We start from the raw sequence: 19,694 nt of genomic DNA, 5'->3' as shown, positions 1-19,694 counted from the left end.
GAGGGGTCAACCGGGTCGCCCGTTACGGCCCCGTCTCCTTCGACGCCCGCTCGATGGCCTCGTCGAGCTCATCCGTGACGAGCAGATCCTCGCGGAAGTTGCCGGTGCGGTAGCCCGCCCGACCGACCATGTGCGCCGAGATCGGCGCCGTGAGCATCTGGAAGACGAGCACCGGCGCGAGCACGAGGAGCGTCGACCAGCTCCGCGCCTCAAGGGCGATGGCCGCGAGGATGAAGATGAGACCGAGTACCTGGGGTTTGGTCGCCGCGTGCAGGCGGCTGAGAGCATCCGGGAACCGCAGCAGACCGACGCCGGCCGCGAGCGAGAGGAATCCGCCGAGCACGAGAAGCAGGGCAGCGGCGAGGTCGAGCCAGTCGTCGAGCGTCATGGCTCCTCCCCCGGCGATCGGGCGGAGTCGGTCGAGCCGTCCCCGCGGTCCTGCTTGGAGACGTACCGGGCCACCGCGACGGTCGCGAAGATCGCGACGCCCGAGAGCACGAGCATCAGCGGCACCGTGCGGGTGTGCCCGTTGACGACCATCTCCGCGCCGACGACGAGGATGAGCGTCGTGAGCAGCACATCGGACGCGATCATGCGGTCGAGGATGCTCGGCCCCCGTACGACGCGCACGAGGGCGAGCGCCGCGGCCGCCGTGAACAGGCCTCCCGCCATCCAGTGCAGCACGGACTCGACGATCATGCGCGCGTCCTCTCCACATCGTCGGCCGAGCCGATGGCCCGAACGATCGCACGCTCGACACTGAGCACCTTCGACCGGACCCGCTCGGCCTCCTCGACGCTCTCGACGCCGATCGCGTGAAGGTAGAGGATCGAGCGGTCGCGGTCCACCTCGAGCACGAGCGAACCAGGGATGAGCGAGATGGTGATCGCGGTGAGGGTCGTGATGAAGTCCGACACCGTGACGAGGTCCACCGCGATGACGGCGTTCGATCGCACACCGCGCGGGCGGAACGCTTGGCCCGCGACCTGGAACGAGGCAACGACGACATCGAAGAAGAACCGGCAGAGGAAGACGAGGAGCCAGAACGGGTTGAGTCGGCCCGAGAGCTCCACCGGCGGGAGGTAGAAGACGCGGGTCACGGCGATCGCGACCACGACTCCGCTCAGGACGCTGATCCAGCTGACGGTGCCCCACAGGAGCATCCAGAGCACGACGAGCGCGACGAGCAGGGGGAGCTGCTGCCAGAGGCGCCAGCCGATGCGCTTGCGCACTTCGGAACCGCGGAGCTCAGTCATCGGCTCCCCCGTTCGGGAAGACCAGCTCGACGTACTGCCCCGGCCCCTCGAGGTTGTCGCCGGCGCGGGCGCTCACGTCGTAGAGCGGGCCGGCGAAGACGGTGAGGGCGACCGAGGCGGCGACCATCCCCGCGGTCGCTGCGGTCATGAGCCGCGGGATGGCGCGCTTCTCCTTCACCGCGGTGCGGCCCGGAGCCTCCGACACGTTGTCGAGCATCGTCGACTCGTAGCCCTCCACGTCCTCGGCGGGACGCCAGAAGGCCATGTTCCAGACGCGGATGAGCGCATAGAGCGTGAGGAGCGAGACGAGCGCTCCGGCGCCGATCAGCACGAAGGCGAGCGCCGTGCCCTGCTCCGCACTGGCCTGGAAGAGCGCGACCTTGCCGATGAAGCCAGAGAACGGGGGGATGCCCCCCAGGTTCAGGGCGGGGATGAAGAACAGAACCGCGATCACCGGCGAGGCCTTCAGAAGCCCTCCGAGCTTCGTGATCGACGTCGTGCCGCCCTGGCGCTCGATGAGCCCGGCGGCCAGAAAGAGGGTCGTCTGGACGATGATGTGGTGGACGATGTAGTAGATCGCCGCCGCCGTGCCAATCGCGGAGCCGAGGGAGACGCCCAGGATCATGTAGCCGATGTGGCTCACGAGCGTGAAGGAGAGCATCCGCTTGATGTCGGCTTGCGAGACTGCACCGAGCACGCCGACGACCATGGTCAGGAGCGCGACGATCATCAGCGCCGGATTGAGCTCGGTTCCGGGGAAGATCACCGTCTCGGTGCGGATGATCGCATACACGCCGACCTTGGTGAGCAGGCCCGCGAAGACCGCCGTGACCGGGGCAGGCGCCGTGGGGTAGGAGTCCGGCAGCCAGAACGAGAGCGGGAAGACCGCGGCTTTGATGCCGAAGGCCACGAGCAGCATGATGTGCAGGATGATCTGCACGTCGACGGGAATCTCCGCCATCCGCACCGAGATCTGCGCGATGTTGACCGTGCCCACCGCGCCGTAGATCATGGCGATCGAGGCGAGGAAGATCATCGACGAGACGAGGCTCACGACGATGTACGTCACGCCCGCGCGGATGCGGGGCTCGGTGCCCCCGAGGGTGATGAGCACGTAGCTCGACACCAGCAGGATCTCGAAGCCCACGTAGAGGTTGAAGAGGTCGCCCGCGACGAAGGCCGTGAAGACGCCCGCGGCGAGGATCTGGTAGGTCGGGAAGTAGATCGACACCGGCGTCTCCTCGTCACCATCGGCCAGACCCTGGCCGATCGAGAACACGAGCACGGCGAGCAGCACGAGAGCCGAGACGACGATCATGAGAGCCGAGAGCCGATCGACGACGAGGACGATTCCGAACGGCGCCGCCCAGCCGCCCACCTCCATGACGAGCGCGCCCTGCGTGTCCACAGCCCAGACGAGCACGGCGCCGATGGCGAGCACCACGGTGAGCGACAGCACCGTCACGATCCGCTGCGCGCGGGGCCGACGACCGAGGGTGAGCGCGGTCGCCGCGCCGAGCAGCGGGATGAGGACGACGAGGGGGACGAGGGCGGTCACGACGGGCGCTCCTCGAACTCGGTGTCGCCGGGAAGAGCATCCGTGTCCTCGCCCTGCATCGTGACGGCGCCCCCGCGCATCGCCACGTCGTCGGCGTCGTCGCCGAGGCTGTCCTCCTTGCCGAGCCGCCATGAGCGATAGATGAGGGCGAGGAGGAACGCGGAGACACCGAACGTGATGACGATCGCGGTGAGGATGAGCGCCTCGGGCAGCGGGTCGGTCATCTCCTCCGGCGCGACTCCCTCGGAGACGATCGGCGCGAGCCCCGCCTTCCCGGCCATCGTGATGATCAGGAGGTTCGTCGCGTTGCCGACGAGCAGAAAGCCGAGGAGCACCTTCGTCATGCTGCGCTCGAGCATGAGGTAGACGCCGCACGCGTACAGCACGGCCATGACGATGACGAGGACGAGGGAGACGCTCACGACGACACCCCCGCTTCCTCCTCCTGCTGGCGGTCCACCTCGGCGCCGAGGCTGCGCAGCACGTCGAGCACGAGTCCGATGACGACGAGGTAGACGCCGATGTCGAAGACCGTCGAGGTGACGAAGTCGAGGCTGCCCAGGGGGCCGAGCTCGATCGTGAACCACGTCGACGTCAAGGCGTCGACGCCGAAGAACAGCGGGGTGAGGGCGGTTCCCGCGGCGAGGAGCAGGCCCGCGCCGAGGAGCTTGCCCGCGTCGATCGGCGCGGCGGCGCCGAGCTCGACCCGTCCCCCCGCGAGATACCGGGCGACGAGCGCCATCCCCGCGACGAGTCCGCCGGCGAAACCACCGCCGGGCGCGTTGTGCCCGACGAGGAGCACATACAGCGAGACGACGATGAGCGCGTGGAAGATGAGCCGCACGACGACCTCGAGCAGGATCGAGCGGTTGCGCGCTGCCAGTGTGCGCCCCGCGAGCAGCCACGACGTGCGCTCCTGCTGGTCCCGGTCGGCGGTGAGCCGCGCGCGCAGATCCTTGCGAGCGGCCTTGCGCGGCACCCGCGGCAGGTTGTCGGTGCGCGTGGAGATGAAGATGAGGCTCGCGACGCCCGTGGCCGCGGCGATGATGACCGAGAGCTCCCCCATGGTGTCCCACCCGCGGAGATCGACGAGCGCGACGTTGACCACGTTGAGGCCGTGGGCGCCCTCGTAGGCGAGCTCCGGCCACTCGAGAGAGATCGGCAGGTCGTTTCGCGCACCGAGGGACACGACGGCGACGACCGCCATGAGCACGCCGACGCCGATGCCGATCGCTGCCCGGACGAGACGGTGCGTGCTCCCGTGCTTCTCCCCGAGGCGCGCGGGCAGTCGGCGCAGCACGAGCACGAAGGCGATGAGCGTGACCACCTCGACGAGGATCTGGGTGAGGGCGAGATCGGGGGCGCCCTGGAGGGCGAAGAGCGCGGACATCCCGAACCCGGTGATCCCCACGAGCACGACCGCCTGGAAGCGCTTCGTCGCTCGCACGGCGGCGACCGCCGCGACGACCATGAACGCGCCGATCGCGAGTTGGCCCGGGTAGTCCCACAGCCGCACCTCGCTCGGCCAGGAGCGGTTGAGCACGAGAGCGGCGGTGACCGCGCCTCCGAACACGAGGAAGACGACGCCGAGGTAGAAGGGCAGCGAGCCCCGCTGGGTGAGGCTCGTCGTGCGCGCCGCGAGACGGTCGATCGAGCGCATGGTCAGGCCGTAGCCCTCTGCGGCGGAGAAGCGCAAGGAGAGGGCATCCTGCGTCACGGCGAGCCGGGCGCGCGCCGCGAAGACCACGGCGCCGAGCGCGATCGTGAGTGCGGAGAGGCCGAGAGCGGGCTCCAGCCCGTGCCACAGCGCGAGGTGGTACGGATGCTCGACCTCCCCGAACTCGGCGGCGTACCCGCCGAGCCATCCGTCGACGAGCGGGGCGAGCAAGCCCAGAGCGAGGCCGCTCGCCGCGAGCAGCACGGGCGACACGAGGAAATCGGGATGCTCCCGCTCTCGCCGCACCGGATCGACTCCCGCCTTGGACCAGAACGCGCCCCAGAAGAACCGACCAGCGTAGGCGACCGTCAGCACCGACCCGAGCACGACGCCCCCGAGCGCGACCCACCCGATCGCCCCCAGCTCGAGGGCGCCGTCGAGGAGCGAGGTGAGCACCGCCTCCTTGGCGACGAAGCCCAGCAGGGGCGGGAGCCCGACCATCGAGGCGAGGGCGAGAGCCGTCACCGTCGAGACGACGGGCATCTCCCGACCGAGGCCGGAGAGCCGGCGGAGGTCGCGGGTGCCGGTGCGGTGGTCGATGATTCCCACGACGAGGAACAGGGTCGACTTGTACAGGGCGTGGGCCAGGAGCAGGGCGAGGCCGGCGAGCGCGGCATCCCGAGTCCCGAAGCCCATGACGACGGTGAGGAACCCGAGCTGGCTTACCGTGCCGTAGGCGAGCACGAGCTTGAGATCGTTCTGCTTGAGTGCGGTCCATCCGCCGAGGAGCATCGTCGCAACGCCGAGCACGACGAGCGACTCGCGCCACCCCGGCACATCCGCGAAGCCCGGCGCGAGCCGGGCGATGAGGTACACGCCGGCCTTCACCATCGCCGCCGCGTGCAGGTAGGCGCTCACTGGTGTCGGGGCCGCCATCGCCGCCGGCAGCCAGAAGTGGAACGGGAACACCGCCGACTTGGAGAGCGCCCCGACGAGCACGAGGAAGACGGCCACGACCGTCGCGGGCTGCGCGGCGTCGGCGCCCCCGATGATCGCCGAGAGGCTCGTCGTGCCTGCGTTCACCGACAGGATGACGAGGCCGACGAGCATGACGAGCCCGCCGAACGTCGTCACGAGAAGCGCCTGCAGGGCCGCTCCGCGGCTGGCCTTGCTCGCCGTGCGGTGCCCGATGAGCAGGTAGGAGAAGACGCTCGTCGCCTCCCACAGGATGAACAGGAGGAAGACGTCGTCGGCGACCACGAGGCCGAACATCGATCCGGCGAACGCGAGCAGCACGCCGGCGAATCGACCGAGCGAGGGCTCGTCGTCGCCGAAGTAGCGCACGCAGTAGACCATGACGAGCGCGCCGACGCCCGAGACCACGAGAGCCATCACCCAGGAGAGCGTGTCGAGCCGCACGTCGAGCGTGAGGCCGAGCTGCGGGATCCACGAGAAGGACTCCTCGACGACGCGACCGCCGAGAACCGCGGGCGACTGGGCGAGAGCCCACGCGAAGGACGCCGTGGGCACGATCGCCGCGACGAGGAAGACCCGAGTGCCGAGCCAGCGCGTGAGTGCGGCCACGAGGAGGGAGCCGAGGCCGAACGCGACGAGCAGGAAGATCATCGGTCCTCCCAGCGGTCGGGGCTGGATGCTCCGGCTCGAGTCCGGGGCAACGCAGCGGCGGCGCTACCTATTATACGGGTGCGCTGCCGACCATCGAGGGCTACTGCTCGTGGACGTCGCCCTCCCGGAGGTCCGCGAGCAGGGTGAGCGCGCGAGCGACCTCGGTGGGCCCCGGCAGCCGGTAGTTCGCGAGGGTCGCCCCCTCGCCGCTCTTGAGGCCCACGTCGTCCGCGCCGAGCGCCGCGAACGCATCCTCGTCGGTGACGTCGTCACCCGCGTAGAAGACGGCGTCGGCCTCCGTGTAGCGGCGCAAGTGCTCGACGGCCTCCCCCTTCGTCGTCGAGCGGACGGAGAACTCCAGGACGTTCTTGCCCTCCCGGATCGTCAGGTCCTCGATCTCCGCGCTCGCCTCGCTGCGGGCGACGAGGTGGGCGACACGGCTGTTGTGCTCGGTCGCCAGCCGTGTGTGCAGGGCGAAGCCGGCCGGCTTCGGCTCGAGCCAGACCTGGTCGACCGCGTCGGCGACCTCGCCGAGTACCGTGCTCAGCACGTCGACCTGCCGCAGCTCCGTGGTGTCGAGGCTCACCGCCGGCTCCGCGTCGAGGCGGAGTTCGATGCCGTGGGATCCGACGAGCAGCACGGTGTCCGGCAGGTCGGCGACGGCGGTGAGGCTCGCGAGGCTGCGACCCGAGACGAGGGCAACACGAGTGCGGGGCATCCGGAGCAGGCGCAGCACCGCTTCGCGCGCCTCCGGAAGGGCACGCGCCTGGGCGGGGTCGTCGACCTCCGGCGCGAGGGTGCCGTCGAAGTCGAGCGCGACGAGGAGCCGGCGCGAGCGGGCGAGCTCCCGCAGGGCGCCTACGAGAGGGTCAGGGATCCGGGAGTAGCGCGGCGGGGTGTCGATGTCGACCATGTGGAGCTCAGTCGGCCTTCCTTCTGTCGATGGTCCACTCGAGGTCGTCGGGCAGCTCCATCGGGGCGGTGCGCTCGAACCTGTCGTGCGCCGCCTGCCTCAGCGTATCGATGAACGCTTGCGACCAGCGGGCCACGTCGTGCTCGGTGACACGCTTGCGCAAGGCGCGCATCCGCGATCGGCGCTCCTCCCGCGGCATGCTGATCGCGCGCAGGATCGTGGACTTCAGCCCGTCGATGTCGTGGGGATTGACGAGCAGCGCGCGCTTGAGCTCGTCGGATGCCCCCGTGAACTCGCTCAGCACGAGCACGCCGTCCTCGTCGAAACGGGATGCTACGTACTCCTTCGCGACGAGGTTCATGCCGTCGCGCAGCGCCGTCACGAGCAGCACGTCGGCAGCGAGGTAGAGCGCGGCCATCTCGTCGCGGGGATAGCCCTGATGGTGGTAGCTGATCGGCTGGTGACTCATCGTCGCGAAGTCGCCGTTGATGCGGCCGACCGTGAGCTCGATCTCGTCACGGAGGTTCATGTAGGCCTCGACGCGCTCGCGGCTCGGACTCGCCACCTGCACGAGGGTGACGTCCTCGACCGCGAGCTCGCCGTCGGCGAGCAGCTCGCCGAACGCCTTCAGCCGGTGGCCGATGCCCTTCGTGTAGTCCAGGCGGTCGACACCGAGCATGACCGTCTTCGGGTTGCCGAGCGCCTCACGGATCTCACGGGCGCGACGCTGGATGCGCGGCTCGCGCGCAAGGGACTCGAAGCTCGCAGAGTCGATCGAGATCGGGAACGCCTTCGCGATCACCCGGCGAGTGGGGCTGCGCTCCCACCCGACCTCGATCACCGGGTTGCGGGTGGAGTGCGAGGTGAGCCGGCGCACGGCCCGGGAGAAGTTCGAGGCATCCGCCTGCCGCTGGAATCCGATGACGTCGGCGCCGAGCAGGCCCTCGACGACCTGGGTGCGCCACGGCAGCTGCGAGAAGATCCCGTACGGCGGGAACGGGATGTGGTTGAAGAAGCCGATCGTGAGGTCGGGCCGGATCTCGCGGAGCATGCGCGGCACCAGCTGGAGCTGGTAGTCCTGCACCCAGACGATGCCCTCGCGGGATGCCACGGCCGCGGCCGCCTCGGCGAAGCGCCGGTTGACGTCGACATACGAGTCCCACCACACGCGGTGGTAGCTCGGCGGCGCGATCACGTCGTGGTAGAGCGGCCACAGTGTGTCGTTGCTGAAGCCCTCGTAGTAGTCCTCGATGTCCTGCGCGCTCAGCTCGACGGGGACGATGTGGATGCCCCCGCTCTCGAACGGCGAGAGCTTCAGGTCGGGCTGGCCGGCCCACCCCACCCACGCACCGTCGGCGGCCCGCATGACGGGTTCGAGCGCGGTGACGAGGCCGCCCGGCGAGGTCGCCCAGCTCTCCGTGCCGTCTGCCGCCACCACCCGGTCGACAGGGAGGCGGTTCGACACCACGACGAAGTCGTATTCACGTGTTCCGTTGTTCGACATCTTCGTTCCACGGTATCAGCCGCCCGCGGGCGCCAGCGGCGCTGCCCCGAACGAGACGGCGAACTGGACGCACCACAGGTATACCGCCGGGTAGGCCGAGAGGTCGACGTCCGCGGGGATGTCGTACACCTGGTTGCCGAGGTTGCCCTTGATCGGTCCGAGGTCGACGACCGGGCCGTCGTCACCGAGGAACCAGCCGTCGACGCCTTCGACGACGGGCGTCGACGCGAGCCAGACGTGCACGTCGGGTCCGCTGCTCGTCGCGAGGTTCTCGAGCGCGAGCACGCGCGATCCGTCGGGATTCTCGATGATGCTCACCGTCCCCGTCGTGTCGTGCTCGTGACTGATGAGGGCACCGGTCGAGAGCTCGACCGCCACCGCGGGGGTCGGGGACGCGGAGGGCTCCGCGGGGGAGGTCGAGGTCGGCGCGGGGGCAGTGGCGACCGGGGGCAGCGCGTCATCCACCGCCACATTCACGAACAGCAGCCAGGGCTGGAACACGACCGCTCCCACGATGAGCCCCGCCGCCGCGACAACCGCGACACTCCCGACGATCCACCGGCGCATGATGCCTCCCTGGCGGGAGGATAGCGATCGAGGTCGGGACTCCCCTGAGATCGTCCCGACTCCCACCCGCCAGGAAGGCCGCCATGCCCATCGTCGACAACGCCATCTACCGCGACGGAGTCCGGCAGGCCCGGCCCGTCACGCTCGACCAGACGTTCGAGGAGCTCCGCGACGGGGGCGGATTCGCCTGGATCGGCCTGTACCGACCGACCGAGGAGGAGCTGCGCGCGGTCGCCACGGAGTTCACGCTGCACCCGCTCGCCGTCGAGGACGCCCTCACCGGCCACCAGCGGCCCAAGCTCGAGCGATACGGCGACGTCACCTTCATCGTGCTGCGCTCGGCCCGCTACCTGGATGCCCCGGAGGAGGTCGAGTTCGGCGAGGTCCACCTGTTCATCGGCCCCAACTTCGCGATCACCGTCCGGCACGCCGAATCGCCCGACCTCGGCCGGGTGCGCAAGCGTGTGGAGAACACGCCATCCCTCGTCTCGCTCGGACCTCAAGCGGTGCTCTACGCCGTCTTCGACGAGGTGGTCGACGAGTACGGCCCCGTCATGGCGGGACTCGAGAACGACATCGACGAGATCGAGGACCAGATCTTCCGCGGCGACCCCGCCGTGTCGCGCCGCATCTACGACCTCGCCCGGGAGGCGATGGCCTTCCAGCGCGCCACCCATCCGCTCGTCGGGATGCTCGACTCCCTCGAGCAGGGATTCGAGAAGTACGGCGTCGACCTCGAGCTGCGCCGCGACTTCCGCGACGTCGCCGATCACGCGCTCAAGACCGTCGAGCGTGCGGACGGCTTCCGCGCCGTCCTTCAGAACGCCCTCACCGTGCAGGCGACGCTCGTGACCCAGGCGCAGAACGAGGAGATGCGCACGCTCTCCCGGGCGAGCATTGAGCAGGGCGACCAGGTCAAGAAGATCTCGTCGTGGGCGGCCATCCTGTTCGTGCCCGGCCTCGTCGGCTCGATCTACGGAATGAACTTCGACCACATGCCCGAGCTGCACTGGGCCTTCGGCTACCCCTTCGCTCTCGGACTCATGCTCGTGTCGGGCACCGCGCTGTTCTTCGTCTTCAAGAAGCGCGGCTGGCTCTAAGGGCGGCGTGTCTACCCTCAACCCGTGATCGAGTCCCCCACACTGAGGACATGTCGGAGCGTCACGAGGCAGAACAGCCGGTCAACCCGACCGTCGACCAGCAGGCGGTCTTCGACCTGATCCGCGCGGAGCTCTCCCGCTTGTTCGGCCCCGGAGGCAGCTTCAGGATCACGTTGGGGCACGCCACCGGCGATGACGCCGTCTTCGTCTCGACCATTGCGGACTCGATCGCGTGGCACGTCGCCGCAGCGATGGAGCCGGAGCGCGCCCACGAACCGCAGCACGTCGACGTCACCGCCGCCGACCCCGTGCCGGAGCACGAGGTCTTCTGGAAGCACGTGGAGGCCGAGCTCCTCCGTCAGCGCACCGGCGACGCCGCCATCCCCGTCGCCGTTCGCGCCGCCTAGCGGGATCGCCCCACCTCCCGGCGACTACACGACCGACGGCACCAACCCGAGCGCCGTCGCGCGACGGGTCCGACGGATCGCGACGAGCGCGAGCAGCACGCTGACCACACCGAAGCCCAGCAGGATGGCCGCGGCCGACACGACGGACCCGGGCGAGCCGCCCGCGATGATGCCCTGCATCCCCTGCACCGCGTAGGTGAGCGGGAGGAACGGGCTGATCACCTGGAACGGCGTGGACAGCAGCTGGATCGGGTAGATACCGCCCGTGGATGTCACCTGCACCGCGAGGACGAACAGCGACACCACGAGCCCGCCACGACCGAGCCCGATCGTCAGCAGGTAGTGGAACGCGGTGAACGCGAGCGCGGTGAGCAGTGAGAATCCGAGCGTCGCGGGCAGCAGGTGCCACCCGACACCGAGTGCGCCGTGGAGGAGCGCGACCAGCAGGAGCGCCTGGGCCCCCGTCACGAGGCTTGCGCGACCGATGGCGGATGCCACGAGCCGACCGTTGCGCGCGGTCGACGTCAGGGCGCGCCGAGTGACCGGCCGCAGCACCAGGAACACCGCGAGGGCGCCGACCCAGAGCCCGAGCGGGATGAAGAACGTCGCGACGCCCTGGCCGACGTCGGTGACGGCGTTCTCGGTGCTCACGTTCAGCCCGACGGGGTCGGCCACAACCTCAGCGGCGTCGGCGGCAGCATCCGTGTCCGTCGAGGGGATCTGGTCGGCGCCGGACTGCAGGCCTGTCGCGAGCTGGCTGGCTCCGGTTGCGAGCCCGGTGGCTCCCGAGACGAGGGCGGGCCCGTTGTCGGCGAGGTCGGAGGCGCCCGACGCGGCCTGGGTGATGCCGTCGTGGAGGGCGGGGAGCCCGGCGGCGCCGGAGGCAAGGGCGGGGCCTTGAGCGGCGGTGGTCGCGAGCCCTCCGACGATCGCATCCAACTTCGCCTGCAGCTCGGGCGTCGGCGCTGACAGGTAGGGCGCGATCGCGGAGAGCCCGCTCGACAACTGGGATACCCCCGCCGTGTACTGGCTCACGCCGCTCGACAACTGGCCGAGCGCGGCGGTCTGGTCGCTCATCTGCCACAGCCCGCTCTCGAGGGATGACACGCCGTCCGAGTACTGCTGCAGGCCCGAACTCAGCTGAGTCGCGCCGTTCGACAGCTCGGTCGCGCCATCCGCCGCCTGAGTGAGAGAGGTGCCCAGGTCACCCATCGACGCGTAGATCCCGCCGATGTACTGCGCTGTGATCGCCTTGCCGAAGGTGTCGGTCATCGTCTGACCCACGACCTGGGCGACGGAGCCGGTGAGGTAGCTGTGGGAGTCGTCGGTCTTGATGGAGATGTCCGCCTTGACGGGGTCGCTCGACTGCAGGGACAGGATCGACTCCGAGAAGTCCTCCGGCACCGTGAGGATCGCGTAGACCTGCCCGGAGTCGAGGAGCTCCTGCGCGGACTCCGCGTTGGTGATCGTCCAATCGAAGCCGTCCGCGCCGGTGAGCTCCGTCACGAGCTGGCGGCCGGCGAAGACGATCTGGTCGTCTCCGTTCGCGTCGGTCGTCGTGATCATCGTGTCCTCGTTGACGATCGCAGCGGGGATGCGGTCGATCGCCGAGTCGGACTGGGCGAGCGCGCCGACGAACAGCCCGGCGAACGCGAGGGGCACGAGGACGACGGCGGCGAGGCCGGTCCACTTGAGGATGCGGGAGTTTCGGGGGCTCATCGGAGGAGTCCTTCCTGGCTGGGCGACCCGGCCTGGGAGAGGGAGTAGAGATCGACGTCGAGAATCGGGCGGCCGAGGTCGCCGAGATCGGTGACCCGAGCGGGCACCGGCGTTCCGAGCACGAGCGTCGTCGTGGCGGGAGCGAGCCGGGCCACGATGGTCGCGAACGCGGCCTCGTGGTCGGCGTCGCCGAAGGGGTCGAGCTGGTCGAGCATGACGACGGGGGTTCGCTCCGCGAGAGCGACCACGGAGAGCGCGACGGCGCGTTCGAGCTGAGGCAGCTCGACGAGGGTGCTGTCGAGACGAAGGGGCACGGCATCCCGGCCCACGACCTCGCGAAGGACGTCGTTCGCGCGCTCCAGCCACAGCCGCGCTCGGCGCCTGGCGCGGAAGACCCGGTACCAGGGCAGGGTCATCTCGAGCCGCTCGACGAGGAGCTCGCCGAGGGAGACGACGTGCTCGACGCGCTGGGCTCCCCCGACGTCGGCGAGCGCGACCAGCGAGCGCACGCGCGCCGCCTCCGAGGGAAGCGGATGCCCGCCCACCTGTGCCCGACCCGACACCGGGTCGAGGCGGCCGGAGAGCGTCGCGGCGACGAGCCTGCGGTCGACCACATCACCGCTCGCGAGCACGACCGCCCCGCGCGGCACGGAGAGCGATAGCGGGCCGACCTCGCGATCGGGCGATCCCGCGACGAGGTACTCGGCGCTCAGGGCGATGTCGCCCTCGGAGCGCGCCCAGTCGACGGCGTGACGGTGCTCGCGCAGCTGCTCGCCCTCGATGTCGACGTTCGGCAGAAGCCTGCCGAGCCACGTCGGCATCCACCACGCGGCGCGACCGAAGAGCGTCATGAGGGCGGGCACCAGGGTCATGCGGACGAGGAAGGCATCGAATGCGATGCCGGCGGCGAGCCCGAGGGCGATCGGCTTGATCATCCCGGAGCCTTCGGGCACGAATGCGAAGAAGACGAAGAACATGATGAGCGCCGCCGCGGTCACCACTCGGGCGGCACCCGAGAAGCCCTTCTCGACGGAGTGCCGCGCGTCGCCGGTGTGCACGAACTCCTCGCGCATCCCCGAGACGAGGAACACCTCGTAGTCCATCGCGAGTCCGAAGAGCACCGCCATGAGCAGGATGGGCAGGAAGCTCAGGATGGGGCCGGGGTTGTCGACGTGGAGCAGCTCGGCGAGCCATCCCCACTGGAAGATCGCGACGACGACGCCGAACGACGCGACCACCGACAGGAGGAAGCCGAGGGCGGCCTTGATCGGCACGAGCACCGACCGGAAGACCATCATGAGCAGCACGATCGAGAGGCCGACCACCACGAGCGCGAACGGCAGGAGCGCGTTCGTGAGGCGGTTGGAGATGTCGATCGCGACCGCCGTCGTGCCGGTCACCGAGATGGGGGTGTCGAACTCGTCCTCGATCTCCGGCGCCAGGTCGCGGATCGACTGGACCAGGGCCTTCGTCTCCGCCGAGTCGGGTGCGCTCTCGGGAGTGACCTGGATGATCGCGGTGTCGAGCCCCTCGTCGGGGAAGCCCTGCTGCACGTAGGCGACGTCGTCGAGCTTCTCGAGCTTGCCCCGGATCGCGTCGAGGTCGTCGAGGATGTCCGTGGTCTGGGTGATGTCGACGGCGACGATGAGCGGACCGTTGTAGCCGGGACCGAAGCCGTCGGAGATGAGGTCGTAGGCCTCCCGCTGCGTGGAGCCGGTCGGCTCGGACCCGCCGTCCGGCACATTCAAGTCGAGGCTCAGGGCCGGGATGGCGAGGGTGCCGAGGAGGGCGACGACGCCGAGGGTCGCGAGGACGGGCCGCTTCATGACGCCGCGGACCCAATGCTGCCCCATCGACCTCGGCTTGTCGCCGCCGTCCGTCGAGACTTGCGCGCGCTTCCAGGCTCGGGACCCTTCCTTCGGGATGAGCCGCCCCTTCGCGAGACCGAGGAGCGCGGGTAGGAGCGTCACGGCGACGCCGATCGCCACGAGCACCGCGAACGCGGCTCCGACGCCCATGACCGAGAGGAACGGGATGCCCACCACGAGGAGCCCGAGGAGCGCGATGATCACGGTGACCCCGGCGAACACGACCGCGCTGCCCGCGGTGCCGACGGCCATGGCCGCCGACTCCTCCGGGTCTTCGCCGTTGGCGAGCTGATTCCGGTGGCGCGACAGGATGAACAGGGCGTAGTCGATGCCGACGGCGAGACCGATCATGAGCGCGAGCAGCGGAGCCGTGCTGGAAACCGTCGCGAAGGCGGTGTACGCCGTGATGCCGCCGATCGCGATGCCCACGCCCACGAGTGCCGAGAGCAGGGGCATCCCGGCCGCCAGCAGCGATCCGAAGGTGATGAAGAGGACGATGCCGGCGAAGACCACTCCGAAGACCTCGGTGATCGTGATGCCGAAGCTCGTGTCCTGGAACACCTGGCCGCCGAACTCGATGCGATAGCCCGCGTCCTCGGCGATGGGCGCCGTCGCCTTGAGCTCGTCGAGCGTCTCGTCGGTGACCTCCGTCGAGGGGCCGTCGAACTGCACGCGCACGATCGCCATGTGCTCGTCGTCGGTCACTGCTTCGCCCGCATACTCGGAGAACGGCGAGACGACCGAGTCGACGCCGGGGATGCCCTCGATCTCGGTGACCAGGTCGTCGATCATCGCCTTGCTCGAGTCATCCGTCACGGACTCCCCGTCCGGCGCGACGAGGACGACGGAGGCACTCGCGCCCGCCACCGACGGGAAGACCGCTTCCAGGCGGTCGAGCGCGTTCTGCGACTCGGTACCCGGAATCGCGAACGACTCCTGCGTCTGCCCGCCGAGGGCGAAGCCGCCGCCGAGAATACCGAGGAGGAGCACGGCCCAGACGGCGATGACCCGCCAGGCGTGACGGTAGGAGAATCGGCCGAGCCGGTAGAGAAGGGTTGCCATGAGGGCTCCGAGGGGCTGCTAGGGGATTCGGACGGGGGTGAGCAGTTCGCTCATGATCGTCACGAGAGCAGCCCTGGTCTCGTCGATGGGGGGCGCGTCCAAGCCGCGGGCGTGGACGGTGCACAGCATGTAGGCGGCGCCGCCGAGGGCGATGCCGAAGCGCATCTTCTCCTCGACCGACGCGGTGTTCGCGGTGAGGAATTCCGCGAGGCGCAGGATGAGCGCGTTCGCCCGGTCGATCACCGGCACGTCTTCGAGCGACGGGCCCTGATTGATGAACATGTTGACCTCGAGCCGGTACTGCAGCAGGAAGTCGACGAACTCCTCGAGGAACTCCGTGCGGGACTCGCTGAGGCCGCCCCGCTCGAGCGGGGCGAGGATCTCGTCCATGCGGTCGATGGCCGGGCCGATGGCGGCTTCGAGGAGCTGCTCCTTCGAACCGTAGTGGTAGAGCACGCTCGACTTCGACAGGCCCGCGAGCTCGGCGATGCGCTGCAGGGAGGTCGCGCCATAGCCGGCCGAGGCGAACTCGGCGAGGGCGATGCGGCGGAGGTCTTCCTGGCTCGTGGACACGGACCTCACGCTAACTGACCGATCGGTCAGAAACTAACCGATCGGTCAGTTTGGCGGCGAACTCTCAGGGAGCGAGAGTCAGCACCGCCACAGCGCCGACAACGGTGAGCGGTGCCACCACCGCGCCGAGCGCGGCATACCGCCACCACGAGACCTCCACCCCGAGCCCCACGAGCCGAGAGTGCCAGAGCATCGTCGCGAGCGAGGCCCAGGGTGTGATGAGACTGCCCGCGTTGACACCGATCAGCAGCGCCGCCATCCGGTGGGGGCTCGAGGCCACCCCCTCGAGCGCGAGGTAGGCAGGCAGGTTGTTGATCGCGTTCGCGCCCGCCGCGGAGGTGCCCGCCAGCCGCAGCAGGTCGACGAACCCCTCCCCCGAGCCTGCGACCGCGTCCACCAGCCGGACGAGCCCGAGAGAGTTCGCCGCGTCCACCACGAGGAACAGCCCGGCCGCGAACACCACGAGCTGCCAGGGCACGAGCGAGAAGCGCAGCACCTCGCGGCGGCGCACCGCGAAGAACACCACCAGCACGATCGCGGCGACGACAGCCGGGATCCACACGTCCACGCCGGAGACGAGCGCCGGCAGCAGCAGGGCCAGGACGACGATGCTCGAACGGAACAGCACGGGATCCACGGCTACCGAGGGCTCGTCGGGGTGATACCTCGAGACGAGCATCCGGCGATGGAGCACCGCGATCACCGCACCAGGCACGAGGATCGCGACGAGCGCGGGCAGGGCCATGAGCGCCGCGAACTCGATGGGGCTCGGGCCGCCCAGCCGGTGCTGCGCGAGGAGGTTCGTGAGGTTCGAGACGGGGAGGAGCAAGGATGCCGTGTTCGCGAGCCACACCGTCGTGAGAGCGAAGGGCAGCGGAGGCACGCCGACGTGGCGAGCGAGCACGACGACCACCGGGGTGAGCAGCACCGCAGTGGTGTCGAGCGACAGGAACACCGTCGTGACCACCGCGATCACCACGACCAGCAGCCAGAGCACGAGCGTGCGACCGCGGCCCCACTCGGCGGCGCGATGCGCGATCGCCGCGAAGACCCCCGCCTCCGCGCACAACTCGGAGACGATCGTGATCGCAACGACGAAGAGCAGGATGGGCCACACGCGCTCGCCGACGGCCGCGGCATCCTCGAGGGGCAGCACGCCGGTGGCGATCAGCACTCCGCCGACCGCGAGCAGCACGGCGCCGACGATCGCTGATCTCACCAGGACAGTATTCCCCGTCCCGCGGGTGGGAACTGACAGGGTGAGCGGGTAGCGTGGTCGTGACGGACGACGGGAGCGGAGCATGCGGCGGTTCATCTTCAACACGAGCATCCTCAGTTCCGTCATCGGCGTGTGGGGGGTCGTCCAGGCGACCCGCCGCGGACCTCGGGACTGGCGGCTCGTCGCCATGTGGGTGAGCTGGGCGCTCACCGTCGCGGTCGCCGTCGGCACCGTCGCCAAGGAAGCTCAAGACGGCGACCTGCTGTCGGGCAACGAACTGGAGGATTGAGATGTTCTTTGACGGACCCGGGAACTGGTACGGCAGTGTGATGCACTTCTTCGGTGCGATCGTGTGGGGACTCTTCTCCTTCTTCCTCGTGCTCGCCGTAGTCGCGCTCATCTTCCTGCTCGTGCGCTTCCTGCTCGTCGGCACGCGCGCAGCGCAGATCTACGTCGCGAAGAACACCCCGGCCAAGCCGGCGGCCCCCACGACGGCGGCTCCCACGACCCCCGCGGCGCCGACAGCTCCGACGGCCCCGGCCGCCGCGCCCGCGCCGGCTGCCGCCGCGCCAGCTGCCGCCGCGCCCGCGCCGGCGACGAAGCCCGCCGCCACGACGAAGCCCGCCGCAGCACCGAAGCCGGCGACCGCCCCGAAGCCCGCGACGAAGCCGCGCACCCCGAAGACCCCGCCGACCGCCTGACGATGAGCGTCACGTTCACGACCACGCTCGACACCGGACCGGGGCCGATCGGCATCACCGTGCCCGAAGAGGCGATGGCGGCGCTCGGCCCCGCGAAGCGCTACCCCGTCGTGGTTACGATCGGCGGCTACACGTATCGCAACTCGGTCAGCTGGTACAAGGGCGCCTATCGCATCGCCTTCAGCGGCGAGCACGAGAAGGCCTCCGGAGTGACGCGCGGCGACACGGTCGAGGTGAGCCTCGAGATCGACGACGCTCCGCGGGTCGTCGAGATCCCGGATGCCCTGAAGTCTCGGCTCGCCGACGCGGGCGTGCTCGAGCGCTTCACGGCCCTCTCCTACTCGAAGCAGCGAGCGCTCGTCGACCCCTGGGTCGCGGCGAAGTCGGACGCGACGCGCGACAAGAACCTCGCGAAGATGATCGAGGCGGCAGGCTAGCCGAGGAAGCCGCGCAACAGCGCGGCCGAGCCGGCCAAGTGCTCGCTCATCGCGTCGGCGGCGCGATCGGCATTGCCGGTGAGGATCGCCACGACGATGTCCTCGTGCTGCTGGTTGGAGTGCTCGATGTTCCGCGCCAAGAGCGGGATGCCGTCGAGCAGCGCATTGACGTGGCTGCGGTTGTCCGCGAGCAGCGAGACGAGGGACGGCACGCCGACGACCTCCCCGATCGTGAGGTGGAGTCTCGAGTCCAGTCGACGGTAGTCCTCGACGGATGCTGCAGCCGTCTCCCGGAGCCGCGACCACAGCAGCTCGCGATCGGAGGCCGTGAGGTCCCGACGGGCGGCGGCCCGCGCGGCCCCGACCTCGAGGATCTCCCGCAGGCCCAGGACATCCTCGATCTCCACCGCCGTCGGCTGGGGTGCCTCGAGCGCGCCCGGCGCCGGCAGCGGGTCGCTCACGAAGGTCCCGCCGTAGCGGCCGCGTCGGGCGACGAGGTAGCCGGCGTCGGAGAGCGAGCGGATGGCTTCGCGCACCGTGTCGCGGCTCACCGAGAACCTCGTCGCGAGGTCGCGCTCCGGCGGCAGCGCTCCCCCGGGCTCGACGATGCCGAGGCGGATCGTCTGCAGCAGCCTCGAGACCGTGTCCTCGAACGCATTGCCGGACCGCACGGGACGGAAGATCACCTCGTCGGCGAGCCCGCCATCCCCCTCCGCCACGATCCCGACCCTACAGCGGCGTCACGTACGCCGAGCTGATGCCGCCGTCGACGAGGAACGTCGACGCCGTGATGAAGCTCGCGTCGTCGCTCGCGAGGAACGCGACCGCCGCCGCGAGCTCCTCGGGCTCCGCGAAGCGGCCCTTCGGGATGTGCACGAGCCGGCGTTGGGCGCGCTCAGGGTCCTTCGCGAAGAGCTCCTGCAGCAGAGGGGTGTTGACCGGGCCGGGGCACAGGGCGTTCACCCGGATGCCCTGCCTCGCGAACTGGACGCCGAGCTCCTTCGTCATCGCGAGGACCCCGCCCTTCGATGCGGTGTAGCTGATCTGCGACGTCGCTGAACCCATGACCGCCACGAACGAGGCCGTGTTGATGATGGATCCCGACTGCTGCGCGACCATGTGCCGCAGCGCCGCCCGCGAGCAGAGGTAGACGCTCTTCAGGTTGACGTCCTGCACCTTGTTCCACGCGGGGAGCTCAGTCGTCTCGATCGAGTCGTCATCGGGCGGCGAGATGCCCGCGTTGTTGAAGGCGATGTCCACCGACCCGTAGGTCGACTTCGCCGTGTCGAAGAGGTTGTTGACCTGCTCCTCGTCCGTCACATCCACCTGAACGAACAGTCCGCCGACGAGCTCGGCCGCGGCCTCGCCGGTCTCGGCGTTGAAGTCGCCGATGACGACGGTCGCTCCCTCGGCGGCGAAGCGCTTGGCGGTGGCGAGGCCGATGCCGCTCGCTCCGCCCGTGATGACGGCGACCTTGCCCTTCAGCCGCTGGGTGAGGTCGATCTTCTCGATGGTCATGGTGTCCCT

20 protein-coding genes are annotated in these 19,694 nt (G+C 69.6%); 5 read left to right on the top strand and 15 right to left on the bottom strand.

What is annotated here, in order from left to right; translation table 11 throughout:
• Positions 1 to 22: 22 nt before the first annotated feature.
• From mnhG to Q5716_RS03220, 9 genes are all read right to left on the bottom strand, one after another.
• Positions 23 to 388, bottom strand: a complete 366-nt coding sequence (mnhG, locus tag Q5716_RS03260; protein WP_305001654.1) for a monovalent cation/H(+) antiporter subunit G — start codon at positions 386 to 388, stop codon at positions 23 to 25.
• Positions 385 to 699 (bottom strand): MrpF/PhaF family protein, encoded by a 315-nt coding sequence (locus Q5716_RS03255; RefSeq protein WP_305001653.1) that lies wholly within the window; start codon positions 697 to 699, stop codon positions 385 to 387. The genes mnhG and Q5716_RS03255 overlap by 4 nt, the downstream gene beginning before the upstream one ends.
• Positions 696 to 1,256: a Na+/H+ antiporter subunit E gene (locus tag Q5716_RS03250; RefSeq protein WP_305001652.1), complete on the bottom strand. Its 561-nt coding sequence runs from the start codon at positions 1,254 to 1,256 to the stop codon at positions 696 to 698. The genes Q5716_RS03255 and Q5716_RS03250 overlap by 4 nt, the downstream gene beginning before the upstream one ends.
• Positions 1,249 to 2,814: a Na+/H+ antiporter subunit D gene (locus Q5716_RS03245; protein ID WP_305001651.1), complete on the bottom strand. Its 1,566-nt coding sequence runs from the start codon at positions 2,812 to 2,814 to the stop codon at positions 1,249 to 1,251. The genes Q5716_RS03250 and Q5716_RS03245 overlap by 8 nt, the downstream gene beginning before the upstream one ends.
• Positions 2,811 to 3,236, bottom strand: a complete 426-nt coding sequence (locus Q5716_RS03240; protein WP_434056578.1) for a Na(+)/H(+) antiporter subunit C — start codon at positions 3,234 to 3,236, stop codon at positions 2,811 to 2,813. The genes Q5716_RS03245 and Q5716_RS03240 overlap by 4 nt, the downstream gene beginning before the upstream one ends.
• Positions 3,233 to 6,097: a Na+/H+ antiporter subunit A gene (locus Q5716_RS03235; RefSeq protein ID WP_305001650.1), complete on the bottom strand. Its 2,865-nt coding sequence runs from the start codon at positions 6,095 to 6,097 to the stop codon at positions 3,233 to 3,235. Before Q5716_RS03235 ends, Q5716_RS03240 begins: the two co-directional genes overlap by 4 nt.
• Positions 6,098 to 6,197: 100 nt before the next feature.
• The gene (gene otsB, locus Q5716_RS03230; RefSeq protein WP_305001649.1) at positions 6,198 to 7,010 is read right to left on the bottom strand and encodes a trehalose-phosphatase; all 813 of its coding nucleotides are present in this window, start codon (positions 7,008 to 7,010) and stop codon (positions 6,198 to 6,200) included.
• Between the two features lie 7 nt (positions 7,011 to 7,017).
• A complete protein-coding gene (gene otsA / locus Q5716_RS03225) occupies positions 7,018 to 8,514 on the bottom strand; it encodes an alpha,alpha-trehalose-phosphate synthase (UDP-forming) (protein ID WP_305001648.1) in 1,497 nt (498 codons plus the stop codon).
• 15 nt (positions 8,515 to 8,529) lie between these two features.
• Positions 8,530 to 9,081, bottom strand: coding sequence for a DM13 domain-containing protein (locus tag Q5716_RS03220; RefSeq protein WP_305001647.1), 552 nt, complete (start codon positions 9,079 to 9,081; stop codon positions 8,530 to 8,532).
• Positions 9,082 to 9,164: 83 nt separating this feature from the next.
• Here Q5716_RS03220 and Q5716_RS03215 point away from each other — a divergent pair, with 83 nt between their 5' ends.
• Both Q5716_RS03215 and Q5716_RS03210 read left to right on the top strand, forming a co-directional pair.
• Complete coding sequence (locus tag Q5716_RS03215) at positions 9,165 to 10,181, top strand: magnesium and cobalt transport protein CorA (RefSeq protein ID WP_305001646.1); 1,017 nt, start codon at positions 9,165 to 9,167, stop codon at positions 10,179 to 10,181.
• A 50-nt stretch (positions 10,182 to 10,231) separates the two neighbouring features.
• On the top strand, positions 10,232 to 10,588 hold the full coding sequence (locus Q5716_RS03210; RefSeq protein ID WP_305001645.1) for a hypothetical protein: 357 nt from the start codon (positions 10,232 to 10,234) through the stop codon (positions 10,586 to 10,588).
• A gap of 24 nt (positions 10,589 to 10,612) precedes the next feature.
• On the opposite strand, the gene Q5716_RS03205 is transcribed toward Q5716_RS03210, so the two are convergent.
• The 4 genes from Q5716_RS03205 to Q5716_RS03190 form a co-directional block, all read right to left on the bottom strand.
• A complete protein-coding gene (locus Q5716_RS03205; RefSeq protein ID WP_305001644.1) occupies positions 10,613 to 12,307 on the bottom strand; it encodes a YhgE/Pip family protein in 1,695 nt (564 codons plus the stop codon).
• On the bottom strand, positions 12,304 to 15,237 hold the full coding sequence (locus Q5716_RS03200) for an MMPL family transporter (RefSeq protein ID WP_305001643.1): 2,934 nt from the start codon (positions 15,235 to 15,237) through the stop codon (positions 12,304 to 12,306). Before Q5716_RS03200 ends, Q5716_RS03205 begins: the two co-directional genes overlap by 4 nt.
• A gap of 18 nt (positions 15,238 to 15,255) precedes the next feature.
• Complete coding sequence (locus tag Q5716_RS03195) at positions 15,256 to 15,810, bottom strand: TetR/AcrR family transcriptional regulator (protein WP_305001642.1); 555 nt, start codon at positions 15,808 to 15,810, stop codon at positions 15,256 to 15,258.
• Between the two features lie 64 nt (positions 15,811 to 15,874).
• A complete protein-coding gene (locus Q5716_RS03190) occupies positions 15,875 to 17,029 on the bottom strand; it encodes an SLC13 family permease (RefSeq protein ID WP_305001641.1) in 1,155 nt (384 codons plus the stop codon).
• An 82-nt stretch (positions 17,030 to 17,111) separates the two neighbouring features.
• Here Q5716_RS03190 and Q5716_RS03185 point away from each other — a divergent pair, with 82 nt between their 5' ends.
• The 3 genes from Q5716_RS03185 to Q5716_RS03175 are packed head-to-tail and all read left to right on the top strand — an operon-like array spanning position 17,112 to position 18,167.
• Positions 17,112 to 17,318 carry a hypothetical protein gene (locus Q5716_RS03185; protein WP_305001640.1) on the top strand — a complete coding sequence of 69 codons (207 nt, stop codon included), beginning with the start codon at positions 17,112 to 17,114 and terminating at the stop codon, positions 17,316 to 17,318.
• 1 nt (position 17,319) lies between these two features.
• On the top strand, positions 17,320 to 17,730 hold the full coding sequence (locus tag Q5716_RS03180) for a hypothetical protein (protein ID WP_305001639.1): 411 nt from the start codon (positions 17,320 to 17,322) through the stop codon (positions 17,728 to 17,730).
• 2 nt (positions 17,731 to 17,732) lie between these two features.
• Positions 17,733 to 18,167: a YdeI/OmpD-associated family protein gene (locus tag Q5716_RS03175; RefSeq protein ID WP_305001638.1), complete on the top strand. Its 435-nt coding sequence runs from the start codon at positions 17,733 to 17,735 to the stop codon at positions 18,165 to 18,167.
• Here the strand turns inward: Q5716_RS03175 and Q5716_RS03170 are convergent.
• Positions 18,164 to 18,886, bottom strand: a complete 723-nt coding sequence (locus Q5716_RS03170) for a FadR/GntR family transcriptional regulator (protein ID WP_305001637.1) — start codon at positions 18,884 to 18,886, stop codon at positions 18,164 to 18,166. The genes Q5716_RS03175 and Q5716_RS03170 overlap by 4 nt on opposite strands.
• A 10-nt stretch (positions 18,887 to 18,896) precedes the next feature.
• Positions 18,897 to 19,685: a 3-oxoacyl-ACP reductase gene (locus Q5716_RS03165; RefSeq protein WP_305001636.1), complete on the bottom strand. Its 789-nt coding sequence runs from the start codon at positions 19,683 to 19,685 to the stop codon at positions 18,897 to 18,899.
• Between the last annotated feature and the right edge of the window lie 9 nt (positions 19,686 to 19,694).

This window comes from Antiquaquibacter soli, assembly GCF_030580675.1.
Taxonomy (GTDB): Bacteria; Actinomycetota; Actinomycetes; order Actinomycetales; family Microbacteriaceae; genus Rhodoglobus; species Rhodoglobus soli.
The sequence above is the reverse complement of the archived record's forward strand: the minus strand, read 5'-3'. Positions and strand labels throughout refer to the sequence as shown.

Bases quoted from the DNA above. Each gene is read 5' to 3' on its own strand.
- mnhG (WP_305001654.1), bottom strand. From the start codon at position 388: ATGACGCTCGACGACTGGCTCGACCTCGCCGCTGCCCTGCTTCTCGTG.
- Q5716_RS03255 (WP_305001653.1), bottom strand. From the start codon at position 699: ATGATCGTCGAGTCCGTGCTGCACTGGATGGCGGGAGGCCTGTTCACG.
- Q5716_RS03250 (WP_305001652.1), bottom strand. From the start codon at position 1,256: ATGACTGAGCTCCGCGGTTCCGAAGTGCGCAAGCGCATCGGCTGGCGC.
- Q5716_RS03235 (WP_305001650.1), bottom strand. From the start codon at position 6,097: ATGATCTTCCTGCTCGTCGCGTTCGGCCTCGGCTCCCTCCTCGTGGCC.
- otsB (WP_305001649.1), bottom strand. From the start codon at position 7,010: ATGGTCGACATCGACACCCCGCCGCGCTACTCCCGGATCCCTGACCCT.
- otsA (WP_305001648.1), bottom strand. From the start codon at position 8,514: ATGTCGAACAACGGAACACGTGAATACGACTTCGTCGTGGTGTCGAAC.
- Q5716_RS03220 (WP_305001647.1), bottom strand. From the start codon at position 9,081: ATGCGCCGGTGGATCGTCGGGAGTGTCGCGGTTGTCGCGGCGGCGGGG.
- Q5716_RS03215 (WP_305001646.1), top strand. From the start codon at position 9,165: ATGCCCATCGTCGACAACGCCATCTACCGCGACGGAGTCCGGCAGGCC.
- Q5716_RS03210 (WP_305001645.1), top strand. From the start codon at position 10,232: ATGTCGGAGCGTCACGAGGCAGAACAGCCGGTCAACCCGACCGTCGAC.
- Q5716_RS03205 (WP_305001644.1), bottom strand. From the start codon at position 12,307: ATGAGCCCCCGAAACTCCCGCATCCTCAAGTGGACCGGCCTCGCCGCC.
- Q5716_RS03200 (WP_305001643.1), bottom strand. From the start codon at position 15,237: ATGGCAACCCTTCTCTACCGGCTCGGCCGATTCTCCTACCGTCACGCC.
- Q5716_RS03185 (WP_305001640.1), top strand. From the start codon at position 17,112: ATGCGGCGGTTCATCTTCAACACGAGCATCCTCAGTTCCGTCATCGGC.
- Q5716_RS03180 (WP_305001639.1), top strand. From the start codon at position 17,320: ATGTTCTTTGACGGACCCGGGAACTGGTACGGCAGTGTGATGCACTTC.
- Q5716_RS03175 (WP_305001638.1), top strand. From the start codon at position 17,733: ATGAGCGTCACGTTCACGACCACGCTCGACACCGGACCGGGGCCGATC.
- Q5716_RS03165 (WP_305001636.1), bottom strand. From the start codon at position 19,685: ATGACCATCGAGAAGATCGACCTCACCCAGCGGCTGAAGGGCAAGGTC.